The sequence below is a fragment of the Leyella stercorea genome (assembly GCF_021531355.1).
GTDB lineage: Bacteria > Bacteroidota > Bacteroidia > Bacteroidales > Bacteroidaceae > Prevotella.
In genome coordinates, this window is the sequence record NZ_JADYTS010000006.1 from 40,143 (window position 1) to 53,014 (window position 12,872).

6 protein-coding genes are annotated in these 12,872 nt (G+C 38.8%); all 6 read left to right on the top strand.

Annotated features, from left to right (window positions below; genetic code table 11):
• The first annotated feature begins 518 nt into the window (after positions 1 to 518).
• Entirely contained in the window at positions 519 to 2,381 is a 1,863-nt protein-coding gene (locus tag I6E38_RS03185) for a hypothetical protein (protein ID WP_235392642.1), read from the top strand.
• Between the two features lie 110 nt (positions 2,382 to 2,491).
• Positions 2,492 to 4,729: a phosphoadenosine phosphosulfate reductase domain-containing protein gene (locus I6E38_RS03190; protein ID WP_235392643.1), complete on the top strand. Its 2,238-nt coding sequence runs from the start codon at positions 2,492 to 2,494 to the stop codon at positions 4,727 to 4,729.
• Between the two features lie 26 nt (positions 4,730 to 4,755).
• Positions 4,756 to 8,934, top strand: coding sequence for a hypothetical protein (locus I6E38_RS03195; RefSeq protein ID WP_235392644.1), 4,179 nt, complete (start codon positions 4,756 to 4,758; stop codon positions 8,932 to 8,934).
• 12 nt (positions 8,935 to 8,946) lie between these two features.
• On the top strand, positions 8,947 to 11,235 hold the full coding sequence (gene pglZ, locus I6E38_RS03200) for a BREX-4 system phosphatase PglZ (protein WP_235392645.1): 2,289 nt from the start codon (positions 8,947 to 8,949) through the stop codon (positions 11,233 to 11,235).
• A gap of 11 nt (positions 11,236 to 11,246) precedes the next feature.
• Complete coding sequence (gene brxL / locus I6E38_RS03205; protein WP_235392646.1) at positions 11,247 to 12,674, top strand: BREX system Lon protease-like protein BrxL; 1,428 nt, start codon at positions 11,247 to 11,249, stop codon at positions 12,672 to 12,674.
• Positions 12,667 to 12,870 carry a hypothetical protein gene (locus I6E38_RS03210; protein WP_235392647.1) on the top strand — a complete coding sequence of 68 codons (204 nt, stop codon included), beginning with the start codon at positions 12,667 to 12,669 and terminating at the stop codon, positions 12,868 to 12,870. The genes brxL and I6E38_RS03210 overlap by 8 nt, the downstream gene beginning before the upstream one ends.
• The last annotated feature ends 2 nt before the right edge of the window (positions 12,871 to 12,872 follow it).

Here is a 12,872-nt window from a genome sequence, read left to right on the forward strand (position 1 = left end):
AGCTATTTAGTTATGGATATGTATGTACGAAAACAAAAAAGGCATAAACCATATTGCAATTAAAGAAAATTTCATTAATTTTGTATCTGGTATCTGCCATGCAGAAAGCCCGAAAGGGAAATAAGCGGGCGGGTGCTGACTTACATTTATGGAGCGTTTACTAACGCTTGTCTGTGACTATCCGTAAACTTCGCAACTTTACAAATACAGTCCTGGACGAGGCAACAAGGTAGATGCTCACGGTGAGGTATATTAATACCCTACCGTGTTTTGTCGTATATATACCCATGGTGTATCCATAGGGTATATATGCGGCATATTCGCGTGTAGGGTTTATTTATACATAAGCGTGGGCTTTCTGCATGCTGTCTGTTCTGACTGTATAGGTAATGCGAAGACCTCGGATAGTGGAATGGATAGCGGAAGAAAGAACCCGCGCTTTTCATTTTGTAAAATCCAAGAACAATAAAATATAAATCTTCTAATCTTAGGGTTCGGTTGGAGAATAACTAATAACTATGCCTTCACCATTTAAAAGGACTGTTTGGAATAAATTCGAAGTAGCTTTGCTTATGGATGCTTACCAAAAAGTGTCCAAAGGAAAAGTTGTGCGTAAGGATGCGGTTTCGGCATTGTCGAAACGGCTAAGAAACCGTATGATTATGAATGGTATAGAAATTAGCGACAAGTATCGTAATGAGAATGGCATACAGCTTCAAATGTCAGCTCTTGAATATATAATAACTGAAGGCGAAAAGGGAATTTCGAGTCCTAATAAGTTATTTGAAAATATTGTGGATATGTACGCAAACTGTCATGATGAGTATGAGAAAATTCTAGACGAGGCATTTGAAATGTATCCGGAGCCAGTAGAACATACTATTTATGGCAATTTTCCTTCTAATGAAGAAGTTACCAATTTGCATGAAGCACAAATAATTGCTCCGAAAAGATTGAGTATTTTCAAAGAGATACTTTCTGATAAGTTTTCCAAAGGTCTACGCATAAAATCACCAATTGACTTAAATCGCTTTAAAGAACTATATATAAAAGTAACAGGTGGGCCGTGTGATATGAGTAATGAAGAATTGTCTTCTGTCCTTAAAGAATGTGGTGTAGAGTCAGATGGTAAGTTATATGTAGTCGACCGAATGATGCCAACTGAATTGAAGGATGAATTAAAGGATTATATAGACACTTGCTTGTCATCAGGCAAGGGTTATGTCTTTTATGAATGTCTGTTTCGTCATTTTAAGGACCGGTTGCTTGATACTCTGATAGCTAATAATAATTTGCTGCGCACTTGTTTAGAGTTCATTTACGATGATAAAGTATACTTTGGCTCCAGTTATATGACTTTATACCATAATGTTGAGGTAAATGTGGATGAGGAAGTAATTTCTTTTATGCATGACCAATGGCAATTGATGGAAGAAGATAAAGTTGTTGAGGCCTTGTCGTATCTTCCAGAAAATGCAGTTCGCAATGCCTTCAACCGTAATCAGAATGTATTGATTAGCGCTGGTGTTGGTAAAAGGTTTCATAAAGACAAGTTTGATATTTCTAATGAAGAATTGTCAAAGATATCCAAAGCTATAGATGCATACATCAACGAGTATCAATTCATGGGTAGTGATGAACTTATCAAATATGTGCAGCAAAGTGTTCCTGAAGTAATAAACAACAATCAGGATATCCCAGAATTGGGAATACGCAAAGCTTTGGCTGTATTGCTTATTGATAAATTCGATTTCAATAATGCTGTGATAAGCAGAAAGGGTGAAAGTCTCTCTGCTGGTGAAGCTATGCTTGCTTTTGCAAAATGCCATGAGCAGTATATGTTGGAAGAAGTAAAGCATCTTGCACAATCTCTTGGCACAACGGTAAATTATCATTTGGAGTCGCTACTAAAGTATAGCATACGTATCAATGAAACAGACTTCGTGGCAAAGCATAAAGTAAAGTGGGATGTTGATGCTATTGATAAAATACTCTTAGAGTATATAGTTAGAACAAAGTGTTTTTGTCCTATCAGGGATATAACATGTTTTTCAGCGTTTCCGGAGTGCAACTATCCTTGGACACATCGATTACTGGAGAGCTACTTGTTGACAGAGAGTAAGATATTTAAATTGTATTTCAATGGGAGTCTTGGTCAAAGCAAGGTTTGTGGTATTGTTTCTTTAAAAAAAGGATTGGATATCTCTTTTATGGAAATGATAGCGGTAATTTTGTCTAGGAATGATGTCTGGACAAATAAAACGGAAGCTTTAGATTTTCTTGTATCTGAGGGCTGTATTGCGAATAGGAAATATGCTGAAATAGAGACAGCTATAAGTGAAGCTTTAAAATTAAGACAAAGTAACAACAAAAATAAATAACCATGTATTCATATTCTTGGGACATAGAGACAGGTGGTTTTCTGTTGAATAGCACTCCAATGCAATTCAGCAAGGAACCTCGCCCGGTATATAGCAGAGAGCTTGATATATTGGGATTCGATAAATACTGGGATTACGATAAGGATGATTCTGTGCCATTGATGTGGGCAGAAGCAAACAATTATATTTATAAGGGTAGACTTGTTGCTCAAACAAAAGGTGGAACATTCTTCACAGCTCCAGTTATAAAACTGATAGAAAGTCCTGAACCTGAAGGAGTCAAGTTGTCTCCAGTAAATATTGACTTAATGGTATCTAAGAATGAGAAGTTGTTTGAGGCTTTTGTCTCAGATACAATAAAAGGGGTATATAATACATATCTGTCTTATAAAAAAAAGGTTGATATATTCCATGTCTCTTATAGCGGTGGAAAAGATAGTGAAGTAGCTTTAGATATTGTACAGAGAGCTTTGCCTCATGATTCTTTTGTAGTCATATTTGGAGACACTGGTATGGAATTTCCAGACACTTATAAATCTGTAGAAATAGCTAAGGCTAAATGTAAGAAAAAAGGAATAAGGTTTTATGTTGCAAAATCCCATTTAAAACCTATTGATTCATGGAAGAAGTTTGGACCTCCTGCTGCAACGATTAGATGGTGTTGTAGTGTGCATAAGACAACTCCACAATTGTTGCTTATAAAAGATATTGTAGGAAAGAATGCTGTTACAGAAATGGCGTTTGTTGGTGTTAGAGCAGATGAAAGTGTAAGGCGTAGTGCTTATGATTATATATCGTATGGGACAAAACATAAAGGTCAATACAGTTGCAATCCAATATTAATGTGGAGTTCTGCAGAAGTGTATCTTTATATCTATGCAAACAAGTTACATTTGAATGAAGCTTACAAACGTGGCAATACGAGAGCTGGATGTTTGGTGTGTCCAATGTCCACAAACAGGAACGATTATCTGAACAACTTATGCTATAATGAATCTACACAACCATTGTTAAATATCATTCATGATCTGGATGTGGCTGATAAAGGCAAAGAAGAGCGAATACGAAGCTATATCGAAAATAATGGTTGGAAAGCAAGAAAGAATGGACGTGACCTGTCAATAGCCCCCAAGGACTATTATGAATCAATAATAGGAAGTAATTTGGTCATTACTTTCAAAGATGCCAATAATGACTGGTTCCAATGGTTGAAAACTGTAGGAACATACGTTATAGACAAATCTAAGGGTAAGGTAACGATAGATACAAGTGATGGGCAATATTACGTTGATGTCGTCAAGCTTCAAGAGGGTTATTTACGCATAAGTACTTATAATGATAACACTCCTTCAAGAACTTTGTTCTTAAAGAAACTTAGAATAGTATGTAGAAAAAGTCATTATTGTGTTTCGTGTCATGTATGTATGGCAAATTGCAAATATGGCAATCTGCATTTTGACGAGGAAGGAAAATTGACAATATCAGATAAGTGTATAAAGTGCGGAAAATGTCTGGATATAGATACAGGCTGTTACGTTTATAAATCATTATGGTTATCTAAAGGCTTAGGAAATATGAATAAGAAAAAATCAATAGACTGCTATGCAGCTCATGGACCAAAGATTGAATGGTTTCAAGAATATGTGAAATTAGGAAACAATTTTAAGATAGAGAACTCTTTAGGAAACAATCAGGTTCCTGCTTTCAATCGTTTCTTAAGAGATTCTGGTGTTATTATTGGTGACGCAGAAACAAAATTGGGAGTGATGCTTAGAGATAGTAATCTTGAGGATAATAATATATGGGCATTAATGCTGGCAAATTTAGCGTACACTCCAGAAGTAGGATGGTATATAAGCCAATTTGGGTTTAATGAAATGATAGCTCAAAGTTCAATTGTCAACACTTTAAGTACAACTGAAGGTGTGAGTGCCAGTGCTTTGAAGTCAATACCTGCAGCCTTAAAGCGCATAGCCGCTTTGCCGTTGAAGCATGTTGGCTTTGGCTTTACTGAAAAGTCTGGTAAAGAGGATGGCGGAGCAAAATTTACTCGCACTCCTTGGCTCACTCCTTCACCCGAAGTCATTCTCTATAGCCTTTACAAGTTTGCAGAAGCTTGTGACGGATATTACCAGTTCACTATGTCACGCCTTTATGACAGCAACGTGGAGAGTGATGGTGTTAGCCCAGTAAGAATATTTGGTATTGAGGAAGAGGAGATGAAGAAGATACTCAAGGGATTGTCGATAAATCATCCTGACTTTATAAGTGTCACATTCACTCTTGACCTTGACAATATAAACTTGAGAGAGGACAAGACAGCACATGATGTGCTTGATTTATTTTAGCAATAAAACTTAAAAAAGCCGATAATATGGAAATCTATCGCAAATTTTTTAATATAGACCCCGACTACTTTCCCGCAGTCAACGAGGATGTAATAAAGAAGGAGCCTGATCTTTGGAAGAAATACTATCCACATGAGACTTTTGTAAAGTTGATAAAACAGATGGTTAATGTTTTGGAGCGCAAGCAGAAACTTAATATTTGGGTGGAAGGTGCTTACGGTACGGGAAAATCTCATGCCGTACTTACACTTAAACATCTGCTTGATGCTTCAAATGATGAAGTTGAGGCTTACTTTAAACAATTCAGTCTTGATCAGGACCTTTGCAACAAGTTGCTTGCTGTAAAGTCCCAAGGACGTGTTGTTACTGTGCATCGTTATGGTTCCTCAGAGATTCATAGCGATAACGATTTATTTCTTGCCATGCAGGAAAGTATAGAGAATGCGTTATCTGAAGCAGGAATAACCAACGCTGGTCCCAATGCTCTAAAAGAAGGTATTATAGAATATCTCTCAGACAATGAGAATAAACAGAGTTTTGGTGTGTATGTGCAGGGCAGTTACAAGGAATTATTTGCAGGCGACAGCGTTGATGATATTGTGAATTGTCTTAAAGAATACACAGGTCAACCTTTGTTGTCGCTTATGAACAAGATATTCCGTGTGGCAAACGAAAAAAACATCAAGGTTTTCACACTCGACAGCTATAAGATGGTTGATTGGATAACAGAGATTATTCATGCCAACAACTTGAAGGCACTTGTGTTTATATGGGATGAGTTTACGGAGTATTTCAGCAATAACGCCCACCGTCTTACCGGCTTCCAGCGTATTCTTGATTTCAGCCAAACAGAGCCATTTTGCTTCATACCAGTAACCCATCGTAGTGAGGCTGGCATTGACGATGCTGATTCGGATAAGCCAAAAATCCTTGGTCGCTTCATAAAGCCGACTTGTATTATTGAATTGCCTGAGAACATGGCTTTTCAATTGATGGGTGCTGCCATGCAGGTTGTTGACGATCCTGTTGTAAGCAAGGATTGGGGCGATGTTCTGTTCGACCTTGAGGAACGTACTAAAGAGTCGCGCAAACGTATAAAGCAAAGCGCAGGTATTGACGACAAGGAGTTGCGTGGTATTCTGCCTATACATCCATATGCGGCGTGTTTGCTGAAACATATCTCAGCTTCGTTCGCAAGCAATCAGCGCAGTATGTTCGACTTTATAAAGAATGGTGGCAATGACGAGTTGATGGGTTTCCAATGGTATATAGACAATTACGGTCCGTATAGTGAGAATCCTTTCTTGACCGTTGACATGCTGTGGGGATTCTTTTATGATAATGGCAAGAACGACCTGTCATTGAACATAAGGCAGATACTCGACCGTTATTCAAGTATATCGAAAGATCTGGATGATGAAGAGCGGAAGGTTTTGAAGGCTGTATTGTTGTTCCAAGCCATGTCATTGAGCGCAGGAGATCAGGTAGAAATATTCTTGCCAAATGAGAAGAACCTCAATCTTTCGTTTGAAGGCTCTGATTTGGAGGATGGACAGGCTGTGAAATGTGCAGAGAAACTTGTACGCGACAAGATAATCTTCAAGAAGAACCTTAAAGATGGCTCCTTTCTTTACTCTGTTCTTATGGGTGAAATGGATACCGATCAGATTAACAAGAAGAAGGCGGAGTTTGAAGGTCGCACTACAAGCAACCTTATAAAGGGAGAACTGTTTGAAGATACTATAGATATACCGCAGGATTTGCGTCTGCGTTTCAAGGTGGAATATGCAGCTTGCACCGATTTTGATATAGTTGCAAAGAAGAGTATCAACAACGCAGCTGACAATCCTCGCCACTTCTATATTGTGGCATGCTTCTCGAAGACTACAAACGAGAGCATATCCATGGTTAAGAAGATAAAAGATATGCGCGAGAAGAACTCTGATAGCGAGGTTATATTTATAGATCTGGGCAAGACACCGCTTACAGAGGAAAAGTTTGAGGAGTGGGTGACAAATATGGCCACTTCTTCTTATTATACTGGTAAGGACAAAGCACAGGCTGTACAATATAATCAATACGCCAACGGTGTCTTGACGGAATGGCGCAATAATATATGTAAAGGACAGTTTGTTCTTTATACAAAGGACAATCCTATGGGAGAGACATTCAACAGTATGGATGCCTTAGGGGAAGAATTGCGCACATTCGACCGAAAGCGTTTCCCATTGTCTTTGGAGTGCAACTATGCGTCCAAAAGCCCTTGGTGGCTGTCTAACTCACTTGCAAAAGCAACTGAAAACGGAATAGAACGTAAGTTGTCAGGAACACTTACAAACATTACTACTAAGGGTAGATTGAGCGATATGCTTGCAGATGCATGGAGCAATCCTACTTATTGGATAGATCATCCAACCGACCCAATCTCGCGTATTAAAATAGCACTCAAGGAGTATGTGGATGGAATAATGGAGAGGGAAGGAAGAATCTCGATTCGTACAATATACGAATTCTTGGAGGTAGCTCCATACGGTTTTTTGCCTTGCAATCTGACAGCATTTTTCATAGGTTTCCTTCTGAAGGAATATGTAGACGATAAGTATTCTTGGAGTGATGGACTTTCAAGCGACAGCATGACGTTGGAAAAGATGAAAGATATGGTTGAGAAAGTCGTAAAGAACGGCAACACCACCGACCAACGTTATCGCGAACAGTTCATTGTGACAATGACTCCAGAGGAAAAGGCTTTCATTGAGGGTACGTCAATGGCATTCGACATAGCTAAGGCAAGTTGCTCTTCTGTGGAGACTGCCCGCGACCGTATACGTGGAAAGATGAAGCAAAGTCTGTATTTCCCGATATGGACAGTAGTTGAGATTCTTCGTGGTGTGGAATTGAAAACATCTGAGAGTGTTGTAAGAAGCCTTGTCGACGGTTATCAAGATTTGGCAAACAATACAACCGAAAAGTCAGATACAGATATTGCTAATACTATTGGTCGTATTTATATAGCTAATCCAAATGCAGCAGAAGATTTGTGTTCACTTCTTACTGAAGAGAATTGCAAAAAGGGAATGTTGAAATACCTCGACCGCTACAAGGAAGGCGAATTGCCAAAGTTGGCACAGGCAATAGGCGACAATGGACAATATATCAATTGCTTGAAGAGGAAATTCGATGCAGGCGAGGCTAATTGGGTATGGAAGCGTGAGACTGTTGATCAGCAGATAGATGCCGTGATTCTTGAATATAGAATAACCGAGGCTACTGGCAAGTTGCTTGGTTCTTGCAAGAGTTTTAAGGAGGCAATTTGGGGTTGGAAAGAGAAAACGGACAACATAAAGATTTCTTATGAAACCATCAAGAATGATGTGGACGACTTGCAACCGTTGCTTGGACTCTTGAAAGATGTTAAGACACAAGGCTCATTGCAGGAAGGCAAGAAGCAGTTGTTCCTTGAGCAGATAGAGGACTTTGGCGATATGTTCAATACATTCTACACTTCTCAGTTTGAATTGTTCTGCAAGTCTTGTGACTTCTATCTTCAGAATCTTAATGACGCAGACAAGGAGAAGGTTTTTGCCAAAATACAAGGTGGATGTTTCTGCATAGACAATGCCACGTATTGTAATATGGTGGAAAATGTTGTCACTCAATACCGAAAGGAACTCGGTTCCATCCGCTTGAAGAACATATGGAAGGAAAAGACAGGTACTGAATCGCCAAGTAATTGGAGCGATGTTTATAAGATGCCTATATTGGCGATGGTATCTGATATGGATATGGCAGAGTGTCGTACTGTATTTGGGATTGTCAACAACCCTAATCCATCCGACAAGGATATAGACAAGGCCTTGACATATCTTGTTAAATTCGCCTATTGGGATGAACTTAACGACATAAATGCCAGAAACAAGGCTTTCAAAGCAAGACTTCTTGGCGATATGGATGTGCTGCTTTCGGATGTGGATGAGGTTCGCAGCTATATAGCCAGCCATTGTACTGAAAAAGCATACAATTGGATAGGCAATCCTCAGGTGCAAAAACTCATCGAGAAGTATGCCGAGTCAAGGTATAACTCTACAGGCTGTGAGATGGCTATTCAGAAGATAGATTCGATGGATGCTGATGGAGTGAAGAAATATCTGAAGGAACTGATTAGAAACAACATGAAAGTGGGAATTCAGATTATTAAAAACAACTAATCCTTCATAGTTATGAAATACGAAGAAGTAATACAGAGAATAGATAAATACAAAGAATCAGACAAACACCAGCCCATTATTGTAGACTTGCCAAATGTGCAAGTCTACAATAAGTTGGTGAAGCATTATAATGTCGGTGATAGCATTAATCTTCTAAAGGACGCTTCTTTGTTTTGTAAGGAAGAAAGCCTACCAGTAATGGACAAGCTGCTATACAGTTTGTCCACTATGGATGGTATGATTTTTCTCACAGGTTTGTCGTTTTACCTTAGATTGCAAGGGGAGAAAACCTTACAGAGTAGTCTTAGGTCTATGCTTGATTTGTCGTGTCGTGGAAAACTTGTAGTTCTCACACTTGATTGTTTGGATGTGCTTTGCAGGATGGATTCGCGTTTTGCGTCTTCTGGAAAAATATCTATTGTTGATGGTGAAAAGACATTGTCCATAACACTTTGCTTTGTGCGTCCCAAACTGTCAAATTCTGTACCCGTTTCTATAAAGGGTATAAACAATCTTTCTAAGCTTGTGAATATTCTTGAGGACAACGAGGATGGTGTTGTCAGCATTATAACAAACAAGGCAAAGAATGAATTTCCCAACTCAATGTATGATATAGAAGAGTATTCATCGGAATATCAAGTTCTGAAGGAGCGTTTTGCTGAATTCTGCTACATTGACAAAGAATTGGGCACAGACGAGCAATGGGCTTGCTTGCTAAAGGAGTTGGGTGATACTTTTGATACTTGGAGCGAATTTGTGATTTCGAAATTTGGCGGAGAGCAAAACCTTGCCAATGCTATAAGTGGCTTCGCAGACTTTGATAAGATGAAACGTTGGTACTATTTTCTTGCTTTGCGTATAAGTGGAGCTAAGGGGAATGATTACTTGTCGTATGTTGTGTCAAAATCACAGACATTCAAGGATTTCATAACCAAGTCGTTTGATGCTTTGCTGGATTTCTCTGTTAATAATTCCGACTTCTCTCATCTGTATGAAGAGCGAAAATACATCATCTCAAAGATGAGGGAGTATACCGACGAATTGGATTGTTATTGCAAGCAAGTGTATGAGAAGCAAGATAAGGGCATATACTATCTGACCGATAACACCAGACGAGAAAAGGAAATGGTTGTGGAATTAATTGCCAAGTACAAATATTCCATGGAGACATTAAATAATGTTTTGTTGGTTGTCTACTCTGATTTGGCTAAATATCTCAAACCATACAATTACAAAAAAAATTATCTTAATAGGTACTTCTCATTGTATAAATATTGTAAACTGACAAATTGCATTACTGACGAAATGAGAGAAATGGTGCAGGAACAGTCTGTCAAAAGAGATTATAATGTTCTTTTGCAACCACGGTCATTGTATATTGATAAATTGAATAAGAAGGCCGAAGAAACTGTCTTGTATTTTATTGATGCAATGGGAGCTGAGTATATGGCATTTATTCAAAACAAATGTTATGAGGCAGAGCTTGACTTGTATGCAGACATCTCGCGATGCGATTTACCATCAATAACTTCTTACAATAAGGAGTTTGTTGATGAGTTTGATGATGCCGGTTGTAAGGTTTATAGTCGTAAGGAACTTGACGAATTGAAGCATGGTGGTGTTGAATCATATAATTATGAAACAACAAAATTGCCAATCCATATTGTTAAGGAGCTTGACATATTGAACGAACTTGTTGAACAACTGAAGACTTTGCAGAAAGAACAAACTGCTTATGTCATTTCCGATCATGGCACATCGCGTCTTGCAGTAATATCCGAAACTGAGAACAAATGGGAAATGTCGGAAAAGGGCGTGCATTCTGGACGCTGCTGCCCAAAGACCGATATTGATGAGAAACCACAATTTGCCGCTGAAGAAAATTGCTTTTGGTGTCTTGCTAATTATGACAGATTTCGTGGCGGACGAAAAGCTTCTGTTGAGGTGCATGGTGGAGCAACAATTGAAGAGGTGGCTGTGCCTGTGATTACAGTAAGAAAGACAAACAAGGTCATAACTTGCAGACTAACTGACAATAAGCCAATAATGGTGAGCTTCAAGAAAAAGGCAAAACTCCGACTGTTTGTTGATGTGAAGTCCGAAGACCTGGTTATCTCCGTGAATGGCGTGTATTATGTTTTGACTATGACAGATGTCGATTATCAGTATATGGCGGAAATGCCAGAAGTTAAGACTGCAGGAAAATACAGGTTTGATGTTTACAAGGATGAGGCTATTATTGCTAAAGACTTGGAATTTGAGGTAAAGAAAGAGGGAGCTTCTGAACGTAAATTCTTTTAAAAAAAGGAAGTATGGAAAGTAAACTTAAAGAATATTTCGATGATATGGTAGTGTTTAAGGATTTGAAGGAAAGCAATTTCTTCAAGGACTTAAAGCTCCCATCGTTTCTTCGCGACTGGCTTCTCAAGATGTTTGAGAACGAAGACGGTAAGTTTGATGTTGAAGAGGTTACAGATTTCGTGAGAACTTACATACCGTCTAAGACAGAGTGGATAGGCATTAAGAATCGCATAGTCGTAGAAAATGAACGTGTGAAATTACTTACGCGAATATCTGTTGACATAAATATCACAACTCATGAGGTGTCGTTTGCTTTGCCTGACTTTGGACTTGGCAACAAGGAGACAATAATAGATTCCAACGTGTGGGATGATTGCAAGGACGAATTGGTGAAAGCTAAAGAGACATGGGGAGTTGTGGAACTGGGCTATCGTTATCCGGAAGGCAAGATAAAGGGCAAAATAAAACTCCTTAGTTTCCAGAACTTCTGTCCTTACGAGATTGATGTTGACTATTATAAAGATGTAAGAAAGGAGTTTTCGGTGCATGAATGGATAGATGTTCTTCTCGGTGCTATTGACTATAATGCCTCAGGATATGAGAACGAACACCAGAAACTATCTATGTTGACACGTTTGCTACCCTTTGTGGAAAAACGACTGAACCTTATAGAACTTGCTCCGAAAGGCACTGGCAAGTCGTATCTTTATGGTGGTGTCAGCCGTTATGGCTATTTGTCCGCAGGAAAAATGACGCGTGCAAAACTCTTCTATGATTTGGCACGTCGTGAAGAAGGTCTTGTGTTCTATCATGACTATATAGCTTTTGACGAGATACAGAAAGTTGAGTTTGACAACATAAATGAAATGACACAGACTCTACAGGGATATATGGAACAGGGAACGGTCAAGATAGGCGATAAGGACGATGTTGCAGACGCTGGTTTTGTGATGCTTGGCAATATTGACGAGGAGAAGATGGATGAATACCAAAATATGTTTGAAGATTTACCTTCTCTCTTTAGAACGAGTGCGTTGATGGATCGTATTCATGGCTTTGTGAAGGGATGGAATATTCCTCGAATGAATGAGGGCTTGAAGATTTCAGGTTGGGCTTTGAATTCTGAGTATTTCTCAACTATCATGCACCTGTTGCGTGATGATATTTCCTATCGTGCCATCGTGGACAGAATTGTGGAATATCCTTCTAATGCTGACACGCGAGACACGGAGGCGATAAAGCGCATAGCTACAGCTTATATGAAACTGCTGTTTCCCAATGTGCGCAATGCCTCTGACATTAAACCGTCTGAGTTTAACACTTATTGTTTGACTCCTGCCAGAAAGATGCGCCAGATTATCGTCAAACAGATGGGTATGATTGATTTACAGTATAAAGGGAAAAACGTCCCGACATTTACAATTCGTGATTATGAGTAAGAAATATAATTGCATAGCTTGTGGGAAAAAAAATCTCGACAAGGATACCATAGGCATTAACAAGAAACTAATAGATGAGAATGTCAATACGTTCTATTGTATGGATTGCTTGGCTGATTATCTTGGTTGTGAGGTGCAGGACATACTTGATAAGATAGAAGAGTTTAAGGAAGAAGGTTGCAAACTTTTCAATTAAAT